This is a genomic window from Haladaptatus marinus (assembly GCF_051194195.1).
The window spans coordinates 1-19,997 of sequence record NZ_JBLZNK010000006.1 but is presented as its reverse complement, the minus strand read 5'-3'; the positions used below and the strand labels follow the sequence as shown (position 1 = coordinate 19,997).

Here is a 19,997-nt window from a genome sequence, read left to right as displayed (position 1 = left end):
AGCGCGAACCCACGTGCGTCGCGTTCCGCGTTCGTGAACAGATACGGCATAATTTTGTTTTATATCCTAGTTCTAATTCTCAAGTAGAACTGCGTTCAACATTATCCAAACCACAAGAGTATTATCCTAAATGGTGCGATACCACGAGTGTGTTTGACAGAGTACTCATTGCTAATCGGGGTGAGATCGCCGTTCGTGTCATCCAGGCGTGTCGAGAACTCGATGTCGACGCCGTCGCCATCTACAGTGACACGGACGAGAACGCGAAACACGTCCGCCTCGCGGACGAAGCCTACCACGTCGGAGCGTCGGTCGCACGCAAGAGCTACCTGAACCAGGAAGCCATCATCGACGTCGCGCGTGAGGCCGGCGTCGACGCCATCCATCCAGGTTATGGCTTCCTCGCAGAGAGCACGGAGTTCGCTGCGAACGTCGCGGCGAACGACTTCATTTGGGTCGGTCCGCCGAGCGACGTAATGAACGACTTCGGCGAGAAGACCCGGGCCCGTAAAATAATGCGACGAGCAGACGTCCCTATCGTGCCCGGTACGACCGACCCGGTCGAGAGCGCCGACGAAATACGCGAGTTCGCGGCTGAACACGGCTACCCGGTGGCCATCAAGGCTGACGGCGGTGGTGGGGGACGTGGACTCAAAGTCGTTCGGAGTGACAACGAGGTCGAAGAGCAATTCCAGAACGCCCAACGCGAGGGCGAAGCATACTTCGACAATTCGAACGTCTATGTCGAGCGATTTCTCGAGAATCCACGCCACATCGAAGTCCAGGTACTCGCCGACCATCACGGCAACGTCAGGCACCTCACCGAACGCGACTGCTCGACACAGCGCCGACAGCAAAAACTCATCGAGGAGACGCCGAGTCCAGTCCTCGACGAGGACACGCGGGCCGAGGTATGGGATGCGGCTCGACGCGGCGTTGCCGAGGCGGGTTATATCAACGCAGGGACGGTAGAGTTCCTCTACGAAGACGGGTCGTTCTACTTCCTCGAAGTGAACGCCCGTATCCAGGTGGAACACACGATCACCGAGGTTGTCACCGGTATTGACCTCGTGAAGTGGCAACTCCGTATCGCTGCGGGTGAGGAACTATCGTTTGCACAGAATGACGTCGAACCTAGAGGAGCGGCTATCGAGTTCCGTATCAACGCCGAAGAGCCGAGCGAGGAGTTCGCACCGATGCCGGGCAAGCTTGAGACGTATCGACCACCGCACGGAATTGGCACGCGCATCGACGACGGTGTGGACGAGGGTGACAGCATCGCTCCGTTCTACGACTCGATGTTCGCAAAGTTCGTCGTACACGGCGAGAACCGCGACGAAGCGATTCGTCGCGGCTTACGCGCGCTCCATGAAGCCGACATTCACGGTGTTCCCACCACGATTCCGTTCCACGTACAGGTACTCACCGACGAGACGTTCGTCGAGGCTGAACACACCACCAAGTACGTCGACGAGGAACTGACTATCGAGTAGGTGAACTGCAGTCCGGACTGCCGACGCGGAGGACGCGTCCGCGAGGGCTGTTTACTCCCCGTTCTCGGTGCCGAGGTCGATGAGCGTCTCGAGTTCGAAGTCCCGTAACGGTGCGAACTGATTTTTGATTGTGGAGATGACGAAGCGGGAACTCGTTCGTTCGACCTCTTCTATGCGCTCGTAGGCTCCAATCAGATCTTCGACCATCTCGCGCTCTGCCACGTGTGCGATGACAATGAAGTCCGTATCCCCCATCGTGAAATACACCTGATTCACGCCCTCGATGTTGCTCAGTTTCTCGCCGACTATCTCCTGATAACCTTCGTCGTATCGGGCCGTTACCTCTGAGATGACTGTGAGGTTCAGGCTCAACGCACCGAGATCGATGTTGTACAGGTTGTCTTCGATGACTCCCTGCTCCCGTAGCTTCTCTACTCGATAGTGAACGGTCGATTTCGGGATCCCTGTCTCTTCTTCGATAACCTTTGGACTCGGTTCCCCAAAATCCGAGATCGCTTTTAAAATCTCGATATCTCGTGCGTCCATCGTTGGACTGTATTCAACTAGGTATTATAAAAGGGCAATGGTACCCCTCGGTCAAGGGAATCACCATCTTGTTGAACATAATCCTAGTTCGTGTCCCAATTTGGAACGCTGATTAAATTTCACTACTATAATAAGGTATTATTTAATATCGACTATATTTCTCGTCTAAGAATGTGTAATTATAGCAACATTAATAACCCCCTGCCACACAGGAGAGGGCATGCACAGCAGGAATGATGCGTGTGAACAAACACCAGGAACCCGTCGAGACTTCTTGAAGCTCTCCGGTGGCGTCGCCAGCGCCGCGACCGTGGGTGGTCTCGCCGGTTGTCTCGGTAGTGACGATGGCGGTGGCGGAGACGGCGGGGACGACTCGAACTCCGACGGCGGCAACAAACAAGTCGGCCAACTTTCCTACTGGGGTGTCGGAACGACGAATCCGGAAAAATGGGCGGACTTCACCGACCAAACCGGCACGGAGGTGAAGTACACGGCTGCGCCGTGGCGTCCCGGCCAGATCGTCACCAAGATGGTACAGGGGACGGCATCGACCGACTTCGACCTCGCTGGCAATGATACCACGCTCACGCAGGTGCTCCACGAACAGGACGCCATCAAGAAGACCAACCTCGCCGACCTCCCGAACTGGGAGCACGTCTACGACGAGATCAAAAACAGCAAACCGACGACGGTCGACGGAGAACAACACTCTTTATCGAGTGTGCAGAACGGCGACTCGGTCGCGTTTCTCCCGCAACACGTCGGCGACGCTTCTTCCGTCAACTCCTACGGCATCCTCTTCGACGACGAGTTCAAGGGGAAAACCGCACTCGAGTCCGGCTGGGCGACAGCGTTCCACAAGGTCGCCAACTATCTCAAATTCAACAACATGGCCGACATCGAGAGCGTCACAAATCCGACCGAAAGTGACATCGACGCGGTTGTCAGCTTCCTGCTCGAACAGAAGAAAGCTGGGCAGTTCCGGACGTTCTGGAGCGGTTGGCAGTCCGCGGTCAATCTCCTCGCCAAAGAGGAGGTTCACGCCATGGACACCTGGGAACCGGTCGTATTCGCGCTGCGCGATAAGGACATGGACGCCGAGTACCTCGAACCCAAAGAGGGCTATTCGCTATGGGGTATCGGACCGTGGGTGACCAAGAAAGGGGCGAAAAACCGCCGGGCGAGCGAAGAACTCATCAATTGGATGATGGACGGCTGGTACAATGCCCAGATCACGACTATCCGCGGCTATCTCTCTGCGAGCGAGCTCGGAATCGAGCACGCAAAGAACGACGAAGGCTTCGACGCCGAGTTCATCGAGAAGCGCCACCAAGAGGTTCGGAGTCGGTTCCGTGACGACCGCAGTGTCTTCGGAAATCGCTACCCAGAAACGTTCAGTCATCTGAACGAACAGTGGAACCGGCTAACGGCCTGACCCCTCCTCAGATTCTCTATGTCTTACGACAACACCGAAACGACGTCGGTGGAGCACAGTGAGAGTAGGGGCGTCGACTACGCTCCGCAGGAGCGGCTCCCGTCACCCCTCCGGCCACTCATCAACAATGACCGCCTTCGATTCGGACTAGAGGTGGTGCCGTGGCTCGCGTTGTTCACGTTCTTCGTCTTCTTGCCGCTGGCAGCAATCTTCATTTGGAGTGTCGCAATAGAGGAGCCGTTCGGTATGGAGTTAGGATTCACCCTCGACAACTACCGGAATTTCGTTGATTCCTACCGACTGTCGGTGTTCTGGACGACGGTGAAGGAGGGACTCCTGCAGGTAGCGTTGGCGCTCCTGTTCGGGTTTCCCATCGCCTACTATGCTGGCATCCGCAAGCGTCACTCACCGTACACCTTCCCGTTGTTGCTCCTGTTCGCGATTCCGTTCCTCACGAGCTACATCCTTCGAACGCTCTCGTGGATCGCGTTCCTCGGCAGTGACGGTGTAATCAACACAGTGTTGATGATGGTCGGTCTCACCAGCGAACCACTGGGGTGGCTACTGTACTCCACGTTTGCGGTTCGCCTCAGCCTGATGGCGAGCTACCTTCCGTTCATGATATTTCCGGCGTGGCTCGCCATGAGTCGCATTGACGACGAGATTCTGCAGGCGAGTGCCGACATCGGGGGATCGCCCCTCGCGACCGTCCGATATATCGTACTCCCGCTCTCGCTACCCGGGCTAGTCATCGGGTCGGTGTTCGTGTTCGTTGGCGTCCTCGGTGAGAGTGTCGTTCCCGTCGTCCTCGGCGGTGGCAACATTTCGCTCGTCGCGACCGTCATCGACAACGCAGTAAATTCGCTTCGGCTGCCGCTCGCGAGCGCCATCAGTGCCATCGTGTTGCTGTTCGCCATTGGGTTGGTGCTGGTCTGGGACTACGTGTTCGGCCTCGACAAAGTGGGTGAGATCTGATGTCCACCCAACCCGTTTCCAGGTCGGTCAGTCGCGTAGCCCGGATGGATCCTTCGGACTGGCTCTCGACTTCGTGGAAAGAGCGTCTTTGGAAGGCCTTCATCGCCTTCTGGGTGCTGTACATCCTCGCACCGCCGGTGATGCTCGTGTTCATTTCGTTGGATACGGCGTCGTACGTCCGGGTTCCACAGGGGTTCACCTTCGAGAAGTACGAAATGATGCTCCAGAGCGAACCGCTCATCGCCGCGATGAAACGGTCGCTCGTGCTTGGCGTCGCGACGATGGGTATCGCGCCGTTCCTCGCGCTGCTTGCCGTCCTCTCCTACCGAAAGACGGCGTACAAATCGCTGTTCGTCGGCGCGATGATCGTCCCGCTGTTCGTCCCGGGTGTCGTCCAGGGGTTCAGCCTGCTCGTGTTGTTCAAGCAACTCGGGTTCGACAATCCCTTCGTCGCCGAACTCATCGGACACGTCATCTGGGCGTTTCCGTTCGCGTTCCTCGTTCTTCTAACGAGCATGTCGTCGGTTCGCGAGGACGTCCTTCTCGCGAGTTCCGATCTGGGCGCGAACGAGTTAGAGACGTTTCGATACGTCATCTTTCCTCTCGTCAAACCTGGCATTATTAGCGCAGTCATCTTCAGCTTCGTGTTGTCGTTCAACGAGTTCTCCCGAACGATCTATCTCCAGGGCGGTGACAATACCGTCCCGACCTACGTGTACGCAAAACTGCAGGTTGAACTCTCACCCGAGGTGTTCGCACTCGCGGGCATGACCGTTTTCGTGTCGCTGTCGCTCATCGCCGTGGCGACCGTCTTCCTCTATCGTGCGGGCGGTGCCTCCGCGGACGACGGATGACGGCCTCGGCGCCGCATTCACTGTCGCCGGAAACGGTATCGAAGTTCGAATCTGGGACTGCCGCAAGGGGTTGTTCGACCCCGAAACGAAATACGGCGTGAGAATCAGGCAATGTCGTCGAGCGGCACGAGTTCGATGTCGTGTTCTTCGACGCGGTTGTGGATGGCCTCAAGCAGTTCGACGGCATTTGGACTGTCCCCGTGGATGCAGATGCTGTCTGCCGGGACGTCTATCATCTCACCGGTTGCCGCCTCGACTTCGCCCTCAGTCGCGATGCTGACGAACCGGTCGGCGACCAGTTCGGGGTCGGGCGCTTCTTTCTCCTGCTCGACGATGAGGCTGCGGTCGGAGCGATAGTCGAGGTCGACATAGCCCTCGAAGACAGCGCGCAAGTCGTCGTATTCCTCGGTGACCTCGTAGATGTTCATATCTGTCGCGAGGTAGATGAGGTTGTCGTCGACGTCAAGGATTCCCTCCATCACCGCCCGGGCGTGCTCATTGCTCTCAGAGAGCATCGAATACATCGCCCCATGGGGTTTCACGTGCTGGAACGTAACATCGTGCTGGTCTGCAAACGCCCTGAGCGCCCCGAGTTGGTAGACCACGTAGTCTCTGACCTCCTCGGGCGAGGCGGCCATCGTTCGCCGCCCGAATCCCATCTTGTCCGGCAGGCCAGGATGGATGCCGACACCGACGTCGTGTTCTGCCGCGAGCGCGACCGTTTCGCGCATCACGTGGGGGTCACCCGCATGATATCCGCCAGCGATGTTGGCGGAGGTGACGTAGGGCATCACCGCTTCGTCATTCCCCATGCTCCAATTGCCGAAACTCTCCCCCATGTCGCAGTTGATGTCAATCGATACCATACGTTCCGAGGATTGGTGGGAGCCGAATTATAGGTTGTGGAGTGAACGGGCGGCCACGCCGCCGATTTTGAGCGTCGGTGTGGACCAGAGAATGGGGGAGGTCGTTCGCGAGCGACGTGGACGGGTCACGATTCTCCGTCGCTCTTCGGGTTCGCGTCTCGCTTTGCACCCCGGGTAGCGGAACCGTAGTTCGGGGTCACCGGAATACCTCGTCGACCGGTCTTCCGAACGCTTCACTGCACCACAGTGGTTGTTCGTTTGTGAGGACTGCGGCGGTCGGATTGTCCGGTATCGCCGCTCGAAAACCGTCCGCAATCCCGGACAGTACAGCTGCAGTGAGTGTGGTAGGTCGCTTCGTGTTTGGAGAGATGGTAACTACTGACCGACTCTCGCTTAAGTTGATCATCAGTCGTTATTCTTTTATCATAGAGGGATCAGAACCAGACGTATGGTTGACGACAATACCGATACGAGTGACGAACAAACACAAGAAGCTACAGATTCCCAAGACAATTCCGAGGAACAATCATTCCGAGAGCATGTCGAAGAAATGCGTGAACAACGCACTGAACAAGGGGAAGGCGAGCGACCTGAGAGTCCCTTCGGTGGTAGTGGTGCCCCTGGCATGGGCGGCGGCGGTAATCCAATGGCACAGATGATGGGTGGAATGATGGGCGGCGGCGCCCCCGGCGGTCGACCTGGTGAGAGCGAAAGTGGCGGTAATGAGGAACTCGTCAAGGAAGTTCGCCAACTCCGCGACGAGGTACGTGACGTCACTCGCCAACTCCAGCGTATCGCCGATGCAGTCGAAGATAGTTAGAACGAGACTAGATTCAACCGAGGCGAAAAACAGTAGGACGCAGGGCTGACTATGAATCGACACCCCCGGTGGTTCCCAGTGTTGGAGTTCCGCTGTCCCGGTGGACGTTTTCTGTGATGATTTCAGGGTTAAAAACGCGAAACCGGTGCTAGCTCCACTCGCCCAAAACTTTTATTTGGAATTGCATTCAGTCACCAAAACGCATCTATGAGTGATCGAATGCAAGGGCAGCCGATGATCGTCATGTCTGAGGATTCCCAGCGCGTCAAAGACAAAGACGCTCAAGAGCATAACATTAGTGCGGCCCGTGCGGTCGCTGACGCAGTCCGTTCAACCCTCGGTCCAAAGGGGATGGACAAGATGCTTGTCTCGGACACGGGCGATGTCACCATCACAAATGATGGTGTGACCATCCTCAAAGAGATGGATATTGACAACCCGACAGCTGAGATGATCATCGAAGTCGCCGAAACCCAAGAGAATGAAGCCGGTGATGGCACCACAACAGCAGTTGCCACTGCAGGAGAACTCCTCAACAACGCTGAGGATCTTCTGGGCCAGGATGTTCATCCTACCGCCATTACCAAGGGCTTTCAGCTCGCCAGCGAGATGGCCAGAGAGGAAATTGACAATGTTGCCGAGAGCGTCGACCCGGGTGACGAAACCCTTCTGCGGCATGTGGCCGAAACATCGATGACTGGCAAGGGTGCCGAACTTGATAAGGAAGCACTCGCTAAACTCGTTGTTAACGCAGTCCAACAAGTCGCTGTCGACAACACGGTCGACCTCGAATACGTTAAAATCGAGACACAGACCGGGCGAACGGCCAGCGAATCCGAGCTACTGACAGGGGGGGCCATTGACAAAGACCCCGTCCACAACTCAATGCCGACAAGCGTCGAAGATGCGCAAATTCTCCTGCTCAACGATGCCATCGAAATCAAGGAGGCTGAGGCTGACACGAAGGTCTCCGTTACTGATCCCGACCAACTCCAGAGTTTCCTCGACCAAGAAGAACAACAACTCAAAGAGAAAGTCCAGCAGATCAAAGAGACCGGTGCAAACGTTGTGCTCTGCCAGGACGGTATCGATGACATGGCTCAGCACTATCTCGCCAAGGAAGGCATCCTAGCAGTGCAGCAGGCGAAACAGAGCGATCTGGGCTTCCTCAAAGAGGTGCTAAGCGCGACCATCGTTACCGACCTTGCGAATGCAACTGCGACCGATCTCGGCGCTGGTAGCATTACACGGAATACAAGTGATGACTTGTTCTATATTGAAGGCGATGACGCTCATGGTGTGACTCTGTTATTGCGTGGCTCTACCGATCACGTGGTTGACGAACTCGAGCGGGGCATCACAGACGCTCTGGATGTGGTGGCTCAAACCGTCTCCGACGGTCGAGCCGTTGCAGGTGGCAGTGCCATCGAGATCGAAGTTGCACGACGCCTTCGTAACTCTGCCGAGAGTGTCTCGGGGCGCGAACAATTGGCAGTCGAAAAGTTTGCCGACGCGCTCGAACTCATCCCGCGTGTGCTTGCGGGGAATGCAGGCCTCGATAGTATCGATACGCTGGTTGAGCTTCGAAGTGCGCATGAGGATGGCGAAATATATACGGGCCTCGATGTCGAGAGTGGCGAGGTTACTAATACGTACGAAACAGGGGTTGTCGAACCTGCGCATGTGAAAGAGCAAGCCATTTCGAGTGCGACAGAAGCTGCCAACCTTATCCTCCAAATTGACGACATCATCTCCGCTGGTGATTTATCAACCGACAAGGGTGGCGATGGAGCTGGCGGTCCTGGAGCTGGTGGTATGGGTGGCATGGGCGGTATGGGCGGCGCAATGTAGGCTATATGCTAAACTCGCCATATATGACAAAAGTAATATTTTTTCTGGAAACTATCTCTATCGGTTGAAAACGGAACATGATTGTCAATTGGTCAATCAAGCATCAGATCAATTCTATTTCTGAGAAAGTTTGTCGTTCTTCGAAAAGGACGCCCATGTGTTGAACCGAAGATGGACCCACATTTGATTGACATATGTATCGAGATTCTAGCCGGGTGAACCAACTAACACTAGTGTGACTCCTTCCCGCCCGTTAGGGGCGGGGCTTCCGGCCGAACGCGAGGACACACCGACGACTGAGCGCGCTCTGCTCGACCGAGCACAGGCGCACGCGGCGGACGTACGCTGCTGAGCATTTCGCAGACCAGGCAGTTGAAACAATTAAATCGAAAAACTCGATCGTCTCATTAAACTCGAAATGGAAGGCAGTCTTAGCTCCTCTTTTCGAGAGGAGTGTTAGAGCGGATCGTTGTATTGGTCGGCCGGATCCTGTTGCTCATCGACAGCTTGCGTAAACAGATCTTCATCCAATTCCTCTTCGGATTCATCGCCGGTTTCCTGGGCCGATAACCCCAGTGAGAGAAGCTCTTCAATTGCTTGTTCTCGATTCAGAAAATCACCTTGTTCGACAAGGCGATCAATATCACTCTCGATACGGTCAGGTAATGCGACCTCAAGCGAGACCATAGACACAATCTGTTCTAGAGATAGATTAACCCTTGGGATACTTTCTCGATGCGTAGTAGTGCTACTCCTCGGTTCTTGCTGTTCTCTATTCTTTCTTAGGGACAACCCCTGAAATCCATGAGTACAAACCCATCCGCAGCCCGTGACGCTGCCGGGGCGGCACAGAACCGTGCAGAGGGAGAACAATTTACCTTCGACGTCGTTGCCCCCGGACTCATCGACGTCACCAGTGAAAGCCACGAGACCCCCGCAGACCACCAATACGTTGTCTCCATCGACGACATGACCGACGAACTGGTGGCCTGCACCTGTTCGCATCACGTCCACCGCAATGCCTTCTGCAAGCACATGGCCGCCGTCGAAACCGCAACCAATGACGGGACGCTTGAGGCCTTCCCCTCGGAGACCATCGACGATGCTGAACCTGAAAACTGTGACTGTGATGGCCTCGGTGGTTTCCCGTGCTGGGAGTGCGTGCGAACGGGACGAAAAGTCCTTCCGAACTAACCCACGCTTCAGCCCTTTTTTATTCACGGCACGGTAATTGACGGTCTCGGATATCACCGACCAGCGAACGCTCACGGAAAGATTGGATTGAGTGGAGCGGTGCGAGGGGCAAGTCGAGGAAATCGAGAATGCGAACAGAGCGTAGGCGACGAGGTCGTACTAGGGGAACGAGAGTGAGGTTCCCCAGCGAGATAGCCGACAGATGGAAGCATCGTTAGCCTCAACTGTTGGAGGAGTAAATCTCGATGAATTTCGAATATCTTATCGCTGGTATCTTCCTGATTACCATCGTTGCTGTCGATTTTCTCTGGACGACACTCTGGATAGAGAAAGGTGCGGGACCACTCACAAGTCGAATGATGACTGCGGTATGGAACGTCTTCCGGCAAATCGGAGTCAGACACTCGTGGGGTCGGACACTCGCAGGCCCGCTAATGGTCTTGGTCGGGCTCATGATGTGGATTGTGTTACTCTGGATTGGGTGGACGTTCGTCTTCGCGACTGCCGAGAACGCCGTAAGAGACACCATCGACGGCGGTTCGATATCGTGGATCGAGCGCCTCTATTTCGTCGGATATTCGTTGTTTACTCTCGGGAATGGTGAGCTCGTTCCGAGAGACGGCATCTGGCAAATTGCAACCGTGTTTACCACGGCGAGTGGGATGCTGTTGATCACCCTGAGTATCAGCTACGTCATCGCAATCCTCAACGCAGTCACGCAAAAACGATCGTTTGCCACCAGTGTGAGTGGCCTCGGATCGCGGGGCGAAGCCGTGGTAACAGAGAGCTGGAACGGAGAATCAGAGCTGGAACGGAGAATCATTCGACGGGGTCGACCTTCTCCTCAATACGTTCTCTTCCGAACTGAGCAAGCTCACGACGAATCACGGTGCCTATCCAGTGCTACACTACTTCTACTCCGAACAACGGGAGGCCACTGCCGTCGTCAGTATCGTGATTCTCGACGAAGCGTTGACACTCTGGCAATTCGGAATCCCCGAAGAACACCAGCCCAGTCGAGTCGTTCTTGTTAACGCTCGCGCTGCTCTCCAGAACCACCTCGAGACCCTTAGAGAGTCGTTCGTGACCAAATCGAAAACAATCCCCCCATCCCCCGATCTCGATGCCCTTCGTGAATCCGGCGTTCCAACGGTTTCTGATGAAGCGTTCAGTAACTCGCTGGACGACTTGAACACACGTCGACGAACGTTACTCGGGTTAGTTGAGGCTGATGGACGTCAGTGGCAACGTACGCAAGAGATCGAGTAGCCGGTCAACTACCCCGGCGTTAACGCCGGGGCTTGTCGGTGAACTCCCGTTCAAGCCGAAACTTCGGCGGACGTAAACTCGTCGCTCACGCTCAACGTTCCCGACTTTAGGGCCAGTTGACGGTTGGCCCGTCCACGCGGAGACTTTTGCCCTGCGTGGACATGCTTTATCCCGATGTTCTTCGCCGCGTTGTAGTCCGCATGAACCTCGTAGCCGCACTTTCGACAACAGAACCGCTTCCGTTTCGGGCGGTTCCCGCGTTCGGTGTGACCGCACTTCGAACAACGTTGGGACGTATACGCCGGGTCTACCTGTTTGGTCGAGATACCGAACTCTGTGGCTTTGTACTCGACGTACTCGTAGAGCCGCCGGAACGCCCATGCGTGGAACGCTTTCGCGCCCGGCCTAAAGGCCCCGGGATTCCCTCGCTGTTTAAAGATGGGTGATTCGGAAGTTGAGCAAGTAGATCTCGCAAAGCCTAGAGATGGTGTCCACTCACTATCGAATACGTGACTGTGACGGTCGTATTTACCGGAAAAGAGTACACGACCGATATTCCCGTGGTCGTAGGAAAGCGCCAAGAAGTTGCCCAAGGATAGGCGGTCTCCATCGTGACGATGATCAGGCGAGCAATCAGAAATAGTGTGGCTCTGAGTTAGTATATAATACTAACTTAGTACCGACTCGGGATCAAGCTACTAGTCCGAGCATTTAATCACGTATCACCGACAGCGATAGGTATGGGATACCATCTCATCGACCCGAATGACCTTGACCAGTGGGACGACCGTCCAACCGATGTCCGGTCGCTCAGTGTTGCAGCAGGATACGACTATCAGAACTCGAAGCTCGGTCTTCGAGTCTACGAACTCGCTCCCGGTGAACAGTCCGGGCTGAGCTACCACACCCACGATGAGCAAGTCGAGGCATTCTACGTTCTCGATGGAACGCTTCACGTCGAAACCCCCGACGAGACGTTTGTTGTAGAATCCGACCAAGTCCTGTTCGTCGATCCCGGGAGCCCGCAGCGAGCGTTCAATCCCGAAACCGCCGAAACGGCCACACGTATCCTCGCGATCGGGGCACCGTCGGTCGACGATGCACACCCGTACGATCCAACTGACGCCACGTGAACCGTCTCTCCAGTATCCGGGCGAGAAACTCCATCACATAACGATTAGGTTGGGAGACAGTCGAATCCCGGGTACACGACGAACAGGGACGATTTGTGGAGCAAACGAGTGATGACGATATACTTCGGATAATATGCAGAAAACTCATCATTCAACATCATGAGAATCCCCATGCCCTCTCAACTTTAGGTCAGGGATACATGCAGTGGCTAGTCGTCAGTGAAGATAGACGCGATGGAAGTCGCCAGTCACACTATCGACAATGTACGTAAGAGACGTTTTATCCGACGTTTTACAGTCAACGAGATGGAATGGGCGATAGATTCGGCGGTCCTCAATGAGGTGGAGGTCAGGGGGAGAGCCAACGCGTAATTCCTTCCGTACGAGCTCGAGGAGATAGTATCGTGCAATTTGTTGTGCGTCTTCAATCTCGTCTGCAACCGGAACGACCATGTCTGCATCGACAACTTGGTCAGTTGTCTGTGGAGCCTCTTCGATGAACACCTCCTTGCCATTGCATAGATCGACACCACAGTAGACTCGGTCGGTGAAGTCATCAAAGAACGCCTCAGCGTGAAGATCGAATCCAAAGACGCGATATGGATAATAGACGAGCCTGTCAGCGGTTGTTTCGGCCATGTCTATATCAGTTTCTATCAGCGTCTGCTCTGCCTCTTCTGCGGAGACGGTTGTGTCAAAGACGGTAACTGACTGTTGGGTGTGCATGCTAGCCATGGTTTCGATCAACTGTCTGTTGGGTGAACATCAATCGTCGAGGTGTCTGACGGTTGTGATGTGGAAGCATCAGCAGCGAGATGCTCACCGATAGCACGAGCTTCAGGAGCAAGTGAGCGCGCTGACTGTTGGACGGTACCTGATGGTGCGGTGCCGGATCGGCGAACACGCTGCACGATGGCAACTGCGTCTCCTGCTGGTGGTTTCGTGAGCAGCGAGACAGTGACGAGCAGGAATGCCGAGACGATGAGTCCTGCGAAGAACGGATGGATAGCGGTAGTGGTTTGTAGATTTTGGGATGTCCAGACGATGTTCGTGGATGCACCACCGACCATCCCGGCAAGTGCACCCTTCCAATTCGCCCGATCCCAATACACACCAGCGACGTTCGGAATGAGAAATGCAGTTCCCAAGCCACCGAAGGCGAAAATAACGAGCTCGAAGATACCAGGTGGCTGAACGGCAGCGACGATGATTCCGATGATTCCGATTACGAGGACAAGCAATCGCGACCAGATGAACATCTGATCGTCAGTGAGGTTGTCGTTGCCGAATCGCTGAATGACGTCTCGAGCGAGAATTGAACCTGCCATGATGAGAAGTGAATCAGCAGTGCTCATGACTGCAGCCATGAGTGCAGCGAGAATCACCGCGGCAACAATTCCCGGAAGGAGTGAGAGTGCAAGGCGAGGAATTGCCATCTCGGGATCATTGAGATTGGGAAGGAGGACAATGGCAATGAGTCCAAGAATGTATGGCTGGTAGACGAAGAAAGTGTTATAGAAGACGTTCCAGATTGTGGCGTTCTTTGCGGTGTCTGGATTATCCATACTGAGGTGGCGGACGACTGCATGCGGAAGACCCATGTACCCGATTGCGTAGATGAGTACAGCGCCAGCAACAACGCCCCACTCACCGACGTGTTCAAGCCCTTTCCCCCAGATCGAAAGGTAAGTTGGATCCTTTGTGGCGATTTCACTGAAGAGAGCACTGATCCCGCCTACTTCGAGTATCGCTGCTACGAGGATGATGTTGATACCGACGGCCATGACGATTGCTTGGAATGCGTCTGTCCAGGCGACAGCGAGGTAACCACCGACGAAAGTGTATAGGATAATGATTCCCGCGCCAATGAGGAGACCGTAGAGGAATGGGAGTCCGCTAATGGATTCGATTGCTTTTCCCGCGGCGATGAATTGGGCAAAGACGTATGCGGCGAGAAAAACGATTGAGATTGTTGCGCCAGCGATTCTGATACTGGGGTGGGGGTAGCGGTCTTCGAGCCATTCAATTGGAGTGAGTGAGCCGAGAGCTTCAGTAATTCGCCGGAGATTTCGGCCGAGAACGGCGAGATTGACAAGGCCGCCACCGAAGTCGCCGGCAGCATACCAGAGTGCCCAAAGTCCTTGTTTGAATGCGAGTGCAGGGCCACCCATGAACATGAAACCGCTCATGGAAGTTGCTTGGAGTGTGAGTGCTGTGACCCCGCTTCCGATCGTGCGACCGCCGAGTAAATAGTCGCTCAGGTCGTCTAGTTTTTTACTGGCGAGATAGCCGAAGATGAGGAGTCCGAGGAGGTAGACGACAAAGGGGATGATGAGCACCCAATTCATAGGGCATCGGCCTCATTTTGTCGTGCGGTTTGTTTGTCGTTCCGTTTCATGCGGTAGAGTGAAATGAGTGCAACACACCACCAGAAGGGTATCCAGCCAAAGAGGAGGATAGTTGGTTTGAGGCCAAGTCCGGGAATCATTTGATTCCTCCCTGTTCTGAATTGTTTCCCCATTTACTCTGCCACTGGAGCACATTATTTAAATATAACGCGCAATTGGTGTACATTTTCCCTATTGTGCCAAGTAGTAGCATATCACATAAATCTTTGCATCCCAAGAAATTTAGGATGAAACAATGAAATATTTGAGAACAAGTATGCGACCCTCATACTCGAGAGAGGCGATTGTGGGATACTGACCACCGTCATGCGTGTGCCACTTGGTTCGTTCCCCCGCTCGAAACGTCATCGATGACAGTCCCTGTCACGCCAGTTTCCTCGTGGCTGGAAAACTCATGCGTGTATTCTCGCATTCGCTCGTAGCCATGAGATTCATAGAACGGAACTGCATTCTGTGTCGCTGAAAGACCGAGAGTTTGAGCACCCTTCGCTCGTGCTCTCTGCTCTAATTCAGTGTAGATCTCCGTTCCGACTCTTTGACCCCTTGGCGAGCCGATCAACGACTGTAAGAGTAATGATGGTATGGTTGATATATCACATATGGTTGGGGTTCAAGAGCAACTGATCGTCATTCTCTATCTCTTCGCGATTGCGGGCGTCGTCGGCATCGTCGCCGCGAAATACACCCGAATCCAGTACACGACAGCTCTTCTCGTCGCAGGATTAGTTATCTCTATCCTCGGTTCACCAGTCGAAGTCGACCCGTCGTCCGAGTTCATCTTGCTCGCCTTGCTTCCGGCGCTGATTTTCAACGACGCGGTTAACATCAACGTCGAGGCGTTTCGCCAGAATCTGATCCCTATCCTCGTCCTCGCCATCCTGGGCATGCTTCTCTCCATCGCCATCATCGCCGTCGTCGGACAGTTCGTGTTCGGCTTCTCGCTGGCAGTCGCGATCCTTTTCGGTGCCATCATCATGCCGACCGATCCCGTCTCAGTCCTCGCCGTCTTCGAAGACCTCGGTGTCCCCGACCGTCTCAACATCCTCATCGAGGGTGAGAGCCTCCTGAACGACGGCGTCTCAATCGTTGTCTACTCGTCGATTCTGGCGGTCATTATCGAGGCAGAACCGCAGGACTTGGCGGCCCAAGGGTTCGTCATTCCAAGCGCGTTTCTCGTTGACGTCGGTATCGGCATCCTCGTCGCATTCGTCGGTGGCGCACTCGTCGGTGCCGCGGTCGGGTACATCTCGTACGAACTCATCGCCTTCGTGGACGACAGCCAGACAGCGGTAGTCGTCACACTGGTCGCCGCATACGGAGTCTACCTGTTTCTCGATATTCTCGGAACCAGCGGTGTCATCGGAACGCTCACCGCCGGTATCTTCCTCGCATCCCGTGCCGACCGAACGGACATCTCCCCGGAGACGCATTTCAGCGTCGAAGTTATCTGGGGGTACGCGGATTTCATCGCGAACACGCTGATTTTCGTGGTCGTCGGCATCATCACTCCATTCGACCTCCTCGTCGAGTACGGCGTCCAGATCGTCATCGCCATCGCCGTCGTCTTTATCGCACGTGCCGTCGTTATTTACCCGCTTGTCGGTCTCCTCAATCGGTGGCAGGCTAGGCCGATTCCACTTTCCTACCAACACGTCTTGACCTGGAGCGGTATCCATGCGTCGGTCTCGATTGCGCTCGCACTGAGTATCGCCGAAACGTTTCCTAACCGAGCAGAACAGCTTTCCGCGCTCGTTTTCGGCGTCGCTGCGTTCACCCTCCTCGTCAATGGTTCGACGATGGGGCGACTCATTGCCCGAGTCGGAATCCGACAGCAGACGCCGGCACAGCAACTCTACGAGGCACTCATCGGACGTCTCAACGGTGTTTCTGCTGCTCTTACCTCCGCAGAACGCCTCCTGGACCGTGACGAGATACCAACGAGCGCCTATGAGGACCTGACCACGGTTTCCAAACGGGAACGTGCTAAACTCGAGGCCGCGATCAAGTCGTTACTCGATCAACATCCCGATATCGAACGCTACGAGGAACGACTCGGACAGCACCGGATCCTCGTTACGGAACACGACGCCATCGAGGACGCGATGCAGCGGGGCGAGATAAGCAGGGACGTGGGTGAACGCCTACTGGCGGACGTCGAAGTCGAACTCGACCGCGTTCAGGCCGACAAGTGGACCGTAGAGGAACCGACACCGCCGGGCTTTACGCCGTACTGGCGCAAGCAACTCGCGAAGGTAGATCTCGGCGACGGCGCGGCCACCCAGACGGATACGTCTCAGTCAGAAGATCGCTCACGAGGGGGCGGTCGCTCCGAGCGATGAGTGGATCGTCACTGCCGTCCCGTCTTTCACCGTGTCGGGTTTATCATGTCGATGATCTACGCCACCGTCTCTTCCTCGTGAATATCACCGTGTGTCCCGTCTAAGGATGAAGTCTCAAATATTTCCAGCACTTGCTCGTTCACCCCCGCCAAACGGAGGTCAATTTCACGCTGCTTGAGGGTACGATGCAGGTCTTCGAACATATCCACGGACGCAAGATCCACCATGGTTATTGAGTTGAGTCACCAAGCGTTAGTAGTTAATATTAACTCAGATGCAGTTACTGGGTCAGAAAACCGAGCAAATTAGAAGATCGGGGGAAGCAAAGCTCAGCACGACATGCAAATACGGGTTGCCGAAAAAGCAATAGCTGACGGTTTTTGGGTAAATTCGTGATTCTGAATTATTCGAGATCCGTGTCTACACGAACGGTGATTTCAACATCACGTACCGGGAGGAAAGAGGTGGAACGGCGTGGATGTGTCGATGGGATCGGCACGAAAATCCGCATAATACCCAGGACCACTTTCATCAACCACCAAAAGCACGTACCGAAGACGCTGTTGATCGAGACTTTCTAGCCGATTTTGTCGTCGTAATGAACGATGTTCTTCAGCGAGGAGAAGAGGGCGAGTTCGTCCAGGAACAGAAGCCAGCGGATATACTCGAAATCATGGAACCGCTCGAACCCGCTATGACGAGTGAAATTGCAGAAGAGCTTGGGTGGCCACGTCGGACGGCGTATGAAGTTTTGAATGGGCTTGCGGACGATGGTAAGAATCGCAAGAAGAAACCACTGGTCTACTGCCGTAAGGCGAGACGAATGTCTCCCTGAATATTATGCCTCTTCTCTGTGTACTAGGCGGTAATGACTCTCGTTCCTTATCATCTCGAAATCGATGGGGACTACTATTCGCTCTCGTATGTTCACCCGTCTGAATCAGAAGCACGAGAGGATTTACAGAGCCGTGACGAACCCGCTGTTATTCGACTCCTCGAACTTGACGATGACGTATATGGAGTCTATACACTTGCAGAAGCGCAAGAAGAGACGATTGAAGGTGACGATCTCTCTGACTATAGTGCTGACACACGCGATATCGTCGATACTGTCATCAGTCTTTTCGACGAAATCAGTGACGAACAAGAGATGGCGTGGTATAAGCCACTCGAACCGACCCAGATTGCGGACGCTATTGAGGCAGTGACTTGGAAACAACTGATTGCAACTGTCGGTGGGAGTCTTATCTCAGAACTCATTCGATCTCACGGCGTTCCGAATGCGAACCATCGAACGTCAATCGCATTTTTCGAATTGTACGCTCGGACGTTTCACACGTTTTCAGATGCTCCACAGACGAACCAAGGGGACGACTGGGCGACATGGGCAAACGAGTATATTCGTGAATCGAAGCGAATCCTCACGGTTCGACGGAAAGCAGCTCTCTTTTCGTTTCTTCAATCTTTGGGGGTGACTGGCGTCCGCAGAAAGAATGATGTTGTCATCCCATTCGAGACGTATCCACCCAGTGTTGACGATCCATGGGCGTACTACGCTGTTGAGCATGACCACGTCTGGGAGGAGTTTGCAACGGATTATCTCCAGCGAGCAGGAGCATCTGAGTTGCTTACGCAGAGAGATGATGGGAAACGCGTCTTCGCAAGTCGATTGTGACCCAATCGTTATGGTTCCTTAGTCCCGAGTTAGTAGTATGAGCAAGAACGAATCCGCACACGTCGACGCTCGGGAGTACATCCGGAGCGCCCGTGAGCGGGTTGAAGCGCGAGAAAATGGTGTTGCAGCCGAGAGCCTCACCGCCGTTGCAGCGCACGTTGCCAACCTCGAAGACTAGCGTTTTTCGATAGCTCGACTTCCTCGGGTTTATTATGGCGTTTGTGACCATATGGTGATTCAGAAGGATTCGAGCAATTAGGACGAGCTATGATGCGTTTGCGAAGTATCGCGGGAGAGTGAGCGCGACGAGCAGAGACGATTTGCGGAGCAAACGAGTGATGACGATATTCTTCGCGTAATTCGTGAGTCTGAGTTTCCGGCGGTGACCGCTCGATGGGTTGCAGATACGGTCGGGATGGAACGTTGTCGATCGAAATCCCAATGATCTCGATGAGCTTGCAATCACGTTCTCTGCGATTCTTGACAACCTTGACATCCACCATGTCTTCATCGATTGTCAAGTCGGACGTCGAGCTTCCCGGTGAAGTGACGAGCAACGACACGGACGACAGTCCGACCACAGACGGGGTTGCCGGAGAGTAGCGTGGTCGGGACCAAATCACACCCGAGAGGGACACGAATCTAACACGAGACCCCACGCAACCGCGGAATTGGATGCCCCGAATTGACACAGTTCGGGACTGACGCCGTACGACTACTTGTGAGTATGGCAGTTGTATCGGCGGCTATCGGCTAGAAGCCAGCGGGAGGGGGAGAGCTGGTACCGGCCACCGCGTCTGTGGTCGGAGCGACGTAGTCGACTCACTGGCAGCAAAGTCAACTGTCCACGTTCGTGTCTGAGACGCTGCCGAGCCGTGAAAAAGTCTACTCTGTTACTCAGGCTGATACGGATCTGTGGCAGTATCGAGTCGATAGACATCGTGCGCTGCATCGAAATCGTTATCGAATGCATAGAGGTAGCCGAGTCCTTCGGTCTGCATGTAGGCGACGATGCAGGCATCAACGAACGAGAATCGCTCGTATTGCCGAAAGAGCGCTTTCGCGGTGGCGAAGGCGTCGGTGGTCAAGAACTCGATGTGAAAGCGCGCGTTCTCCTCTAGCCGGTCGAGAAAGTCCGT

At 54.8% G+C, this 19,997-nt stretch carries 23 protein-coding genes and 2 pseudogenes; 15 read left to right on the top strand and 10 right to left on the bottom strand.

Features of this window, described 5'->3' with window-relative positions:
• Positions 1-149 precede the first annotated feature (149 nt).
• Positions 150-1,493, top strand: coding sequence for an acetyl-CoA carboxylase biotin carboxylase subunit (locus ACN2TU_RS20090; protein WP_435157878.1), 1,344 nt, complete (start codon positions 150-152; stop codon positions 1,491-1,493).
• 51 nt (positions 1,494-1,544) lie between these two features.
• On the opposite strand, the gene ACN2TU_RS20085 is transcribed toward ACN2TU_RS20090, so the two are convergent.
• Entirely contained in the window at positions 1,545-2,039 is a 495-nt protein-coding gene (locus ACN2TU_RS20085; protein ID WP_435157877.1) for an Lrp/AsnC family transcriptional regulator, read from the bottom strand.
• A gap of 220 nt (positions 2,040-2,259) precedes the next feature.
• Between ACN2TU_RS20085 and ACN2TU_RS20080 the strand changes: the two genes are divergently transcribed.
• The 3 genes from ACN2TU_RS20080 to ACN2TU_RS20070 are packed head-to-tail and all read left to right on the top strand — an operon-like array spanning position 2,260 to position 5,303.
• Positions 2,260-3,474, top strand: coding sequence for an ABC transporter substrate-binding protein (locus ACN2TU_RS20080; RefSeq protein ID WP_435157876.1), 1,215 nt, complete (start codon positions 2,260-2,262; stop codon positions 3,472-3,474).
• Positions 3,475-3,492: 18 nt separating this feature from the next.
• Positions 3,493-4,449 (top strand): ABC transporter permease, encoded by a 957-nt coding sequence (locus ACN2TU_RS20075; protein ID WP_435157875.1) that lies wholly within the window; start codon positions 3,493-3,495, stop codon positions 4,447-4,449.
• Between the two features lie 44 nt (positions 4,450-4,493).
• Positions 4,494-5,303, top strand: coding sequence for an ABC transporter permease (locus ACN2TU_RS20070; protein WP_435157873.1), 810 nt, complete (start codon positions 4,494-4,496; stop codon positions 5,301-5,303).
• A 104-nt stretch (positions 5,304-5,407) separates the two neighbouring features.
• Here the strand turns inward: ACN2TU_RS20070 and ACN2TU_RS20065 are convergent, their stop codons facing one another.
• The gene (locus tag ACN2TU_RS20065) at positions 5,408-6,169 is read right to left on the bottom strand and encodes a LamB/YcsF family protein (protein ID WP_435157872.1); all 762 of its coding nucleotides are present in this window, start codon (positions 6,167-6,169) and stop codon (positions 5,408-5,410) included.
• A gap of 448 nt (positions 6,170-6,617) precedes the next feature.
• Here ACN2TU_RS20065 and ACN2TU_RS20060 point away from each other — a divergent pair, with 448 nt between their 5' ends.
• Positions 6,618-6,989, top strand: coding sequence for a hypothetical protein (locus ACN2TU_RS20060; protein WP_435157870.1), 372 nt, complete (start codon positions 6,618-6,620; stop codon positions 6,987-6,989).
• 207 nt (positions 6,990-7,196) lie between these two features.
• Positions 7,197-8,840: a thermosome subunit beta gene (thsB, locus tag ACN2TU_RS20055; RefSeq protein WP_435157869.1), complete on the top strand. Its 1,644-nt coding sequence runs from the start codon at positions 7,197-7,199 to the stop codon at positions 8,838-8,840.
• 456 nt (positions 8,841-9,296) lie between these two features.
• Here thsB and ACN2TU_RS20050 read toward each other — a convergent pair whose 3' ends face one another.
• Entirely contained in the window at positions 9,297-9,527 is a 231-nt protein-coding gene (locus tag ACN2TU_RS20050) for a ribbon-helix-helix domain-containing protein (RefSeq protein ID WP_435157867.1), read from the bottom strand.
• Between the two features lie 117 nt (positions 9,528-9,644).
• On the opposite strand from ACN2TU_RS20050, the gene ACN2TU_RS20045 reads away from it, so the two are divergent.
• From ACN2TU_RS20045 to ACN2TU_RS20035, 3 genes and pseudogenes are all read left to right on the top strand, one after another.
• Positions 9,645-10,034, top strand: a complete 390-nt coding sequence (locus ACN2TU_RS20045) for an SWIM zinc finger family protein (protein ID WP_435157865.1) — start codon at positions 9,645-9,647, stop codon at positions 10,032-10,034.
• Positions 10,035-10,279: 245 nt separating this feature from the next.
• Positions 10,280-10,681 (top strand): annotated as a pseudogene (locus ACN2TU_RS20040) (ion channel); the annotation flags it as partial.
• Positions 10,682-10,934: 253 nt separating this feature from the next.
• Complete coding sequence (locus tag ACN2TU_RS20035) at positions 10,935-11,303, top strand: hypothetical protein (RefSeq protein ID WP_435158438.1); 369 nt, start codon at positions 10,935-10,937, stop codon at positions 11,301-11,303.
• 50 nt (positions 11,304-11,353) lie between these two features.
• Here the strand turns inward: ACN2TU_RS20035 and ACN2TU_RS20030 are convergent, their stop codons facing one another.
• Positions 11,354-11,884 carry a zinc ribbon domain-containing protein gene (locus ACN2TU_RS20030; RefSeq protein WP_435158418.1) on the bottom strand — a complete coding sequence of 177 codons (531 nt, stop codon included), beginning with the start codon at positions 11,882-11,884 and terminating at the stop codon, positions 11,354-11,356.
• Between the two features lie 159 nt (positions 11,885-12,043).
• Between ACN2TU_RS20030 and ACN2TU_RS20025 the strand changes: the two genes are divergently transcribed.
• Entirely contained in the window at positions 12,044-12,436 is a 393-nt protein-coding gene (locus ACN2TU_RS20025; RefSeq protein ID WP_435157864.1) for a cupin domain-containing protein, read from the top strand.
• Between the two features lie 216 nt (positions 12,437-12,652).
• On the opposite strand, the gene ACN2TU_RS20020 is transcribed toward ACN2TU_RS20025, so the two are convergent.
• The 4 genes from ACN2TU_RS20020 to ACN2TU_RS20005 form a co-directional block, all read right to left on the bottom strand.
• Positions 12,653-13,171 carry a hypothetical protein gene (locus ACN2TU_RS20020; RefSeq protein ID WP_435157862.1) on the bottom strand — a complete coding sequence of 173 codons (519 nt, stop codon included), beginning with the start codon at positions 13,169-13,171 and terminating at the stop codon, positions 12,653-12,655.
• Positions 13,172-13,179: 8 nt separating this feature from the next.
• A complete protein-coding gene (locus ACN2TU_RS20015) occupies positions 13,180-14,784 on the bottom strand; it encodes a sodium/proline symporter (RefSeq protein WP_435157860.1) in 1,605 nt (534 codons plus the stop codon).
• Positions 14,781-14,924: a hypothetical protein gene (locus ACN2TU_RS20010; RefSeq protein ID WP_435157858.1), complete on the bottom strand. Its 144-nt coding sequence runs from the start codon at positions 14,922-14,924 to the stop codon at positions 14,781-14,783. Before ACN2TU_RS20010 ends, ACN2TU_RS20015 begins: the two co-directional genes overlap by 4 nt.
• 224 nt (positions 14,925-15,148) lie before the next feature.
• On the bottom strand, positions 15,149-15,403 hold the full coding sequence (locus ACN2TU_RS20005) for a GNAT family N-acetyltransferase (RefSeq protein WP_435157857.1): 255 nt from the start codon (positions 15,401-15,403) through the stop codon (positions 15,149-15,151).
• Positions 15,404-15,443: 40 nt separating this feature from the next.
• Between ACN2TU_RS20005 and ACN2TU_RS20000 the strand changes: the two genes are divergently transcribed.
• Positions 15,444-17,183 carry a cation:proton antiporter gene (locus tag ACN2TU_RS20000; RefSeq protein WP_435157855.1) on the top strand — a complete coding sequence of 580 codons (1,740 nt, stop codon included), beginning with the start codon at positions 15,444-15,446 and terminating at the stop codon, positions 17,181-17,183.
• A 56-nt stretch (positions 17,184-17,239) separates the two neighbouring features.
• Here ACN2TU_RS20000 and ACN2TU_RS19995 read toward each other — a convergent pair whose 3' ends face one another.
• Positions 17,240-17,410 carry an STAS domain-containing protein gene (locus ACN2TU_RS19995; protein WP_435157852.1) on the bottom strand — a complete coding sequence of 57 codons (171 nt, stop codon included), beginning with the start codon at positions 17,408-17,410 and terminating at the stop codon, positions 17,240-17,242.
• Positions 17,411-17,571: 161 nt separating this feature from the next.
• Here ACN2TU_RS19995 and ACN2TU_RS26980 point away from each other — a divergent pair.
• From ACN2TU_RS26980 to ACN2TU_RS19980, 4 genes and pseudogenes are all read left to right on the top strand, one after another.
• Positions 17,572-17,778, top strand: a pseudogene (locus tag ACN2TU_RS26980) (toxin-antitoxin system TumE family protein); the annotation flags it as partial.
• 3 nt (positions 17,779-17,781) lie between these two features.
• The gene (locus ACN2TU_RS19990) at positions 17,782-18,018 is read left to right on the top strand and encodes a helix-turn-helix domain-containing protein (protein ID WP_435157850.1); all 237 of its coding nucleotides are present in this window, start codon (positions 17,782-17,784) and stop codon (positions 18,016-18,018) included.
• Positions 18,019-18,051: 33 nt separating this feature from the next.
• Positions 18,052-18,858, top strand: a complete 807-nt coding sequence (locus ACN2TU_RS19985; protein ID WP_435157848.1) for a DUF8172 family protein — start codon at positions 18,052-18,054, stop codon at positions 18,856-18,858.
• Positions 18,859-18,895: 37 nt separating this feature from the next.
• Complete coding sequence (locus ACN2TU_RS19980) at positions 18,896-19,036, top strand: hypothetical protein (RefSeq protein ID WP_435157847.1); 141 nt, start codon at positions 18,896-18,898, stop codon at positions 19,034-19,036.
• 715 nt (positions 19,037-19,751) lie between these two features.
• On the opposite strand, the gene ACN2TU_RS19975 is transcribed toward ACN2TU_RS19980, so the two are convergent.
• On the bottom strand, positions 19,752-19,997 hold a 246-nt coding region (locus ACN2TU_RS19975; protein ID WP_435157846.1), incomplete at its 5' end, for a PIN domain-containing protein.

Bases quoted from the DNA above. Each gene is read 5' to 3' on its own strand.
- ACN2TU_RS20015 (WP_435157860.1), bottom strand. From the start codon at position 14,784: ATGAATTGGGTGCTCATCATCCCCTTTGTCGTCTACCTCCTCGGACTC.
- ACN2TU_RS20025 (WP_435157864.1), top strand. From the start codon at position 12,044: ATGGGATACCATCTCATCGACCCGAATGACCTTGACCAGTGGGACGAC.
- thsB (WP_435157869.1), top strand. From the start codon at position 7,197: ATGAGTGATCGAATGCAAGGGCAGCCGATGATCGTCATGTCTGAGGAT.
- ACN2TU_RS20020 (WP_435157862.1), bottom strand. From the start codon at position 13,171: ATGGCTAGCATGCACACCCAACAGTCAGTTACCGTCTTTGACACAACC.
- ACN2TU_RS20075 (WP_435157875.1), top strand. From the start codon at position 3,493: ATGTCTTACGACAACACCGAAACGACGTCGGTGGAGCACAGTGAGAGT.
- ACN2TU_RS20080 (WP_435157876.1), top strand. From the start codon at position 2,260: ATGCACAGCAGGAATGATGCGTGTGAACAAACACCAGGAACCCGTCGA.
- ACN2TU_RS19990 (WP_435157850.1), top strand. From the start codon at position 17,782: ATGAACGATGTTCTTCAGCGAGGAGAAGAGGGCGAGTTCGTCCAGGAA.
- ACN2TU_RS20060 (WP_435157870.1), top strand. From the start codon at position 6,618: ATGGTTGACGACAATACCGATACGAGTGACGAACAAACACAAGAAGCT.
- ACN2TU_RS20000 (WP_435157855.1), top strand. From the start codon at position 15,444: ATGGTTGGGGTTCAAGAGCAACTGATCGTCATTCTCTATCTCTTCGCG.
- ACN2TU_RS20070 (WP_435157873.1), top strand. From the start codon at position 4,494: ATGGATCCTTCGGACTGGCTCTCGACTTCGTGGAAAGAGCGTCTTTGG.
- ACN2TU_RS19980 (WP_435157847.1), top strand. From the start codon at position 18,896: ATGAGCAAGAACGAATCCGCACACGTCGACGCTCGGGAGTACATCCGG.
- ACN2TU_RS19985 (WP_435157848.1), top strand. From the start codon at position 18,052: ATGACTCTCGTTCCTTATCATCTCGAAATCGATGGGGACTACTATTCG.
- ACN2TU_RS20010 (WP_435157858.1), bottom strand. From the start codon at position 14,924: ATGATTCCCGGACTTGGCCTCAAACCAACTATCCTCCTCTTTGGCTGG.
- ACN2TU_RS20045 (WP_435157865.1), top strand. From the start codon at position 9,645: ATGAGTACAAACCCATCCGCAGCCCGTGACGCTGCCGGGGCGGCACAG.
- ACN2TU_RS19995 (WP_435157852.1), bottom strand. From the start codon at position 17,410: ATGGTGGATCTTGCGTCCGTGGATATGTTCGAAGACCTGCATCGTACC.
- ACN2TU_RS20050 (WP_435157867.1), bottom strand. From the start codon at position 9,527: ATGGTCTCGCTTGAGGTCGCATTACCTGACCGTATCGAGAGTGATATT.
- ACN2TU_RS20085 (WP_435157877.1), bottom strand. From the start codon at position 2,039: ATGGACGCACGAGATATCGAGATTTTAAAAGCGATCTCGGATTTTGGG.
- ACN2TU_RS20065 (WP_435157872.1), bottom strand. From the start codon at position 6,169: ATGGTATCGATTGACATCAACTGCGACATGGGGGAGAGTTTCGGCAAT.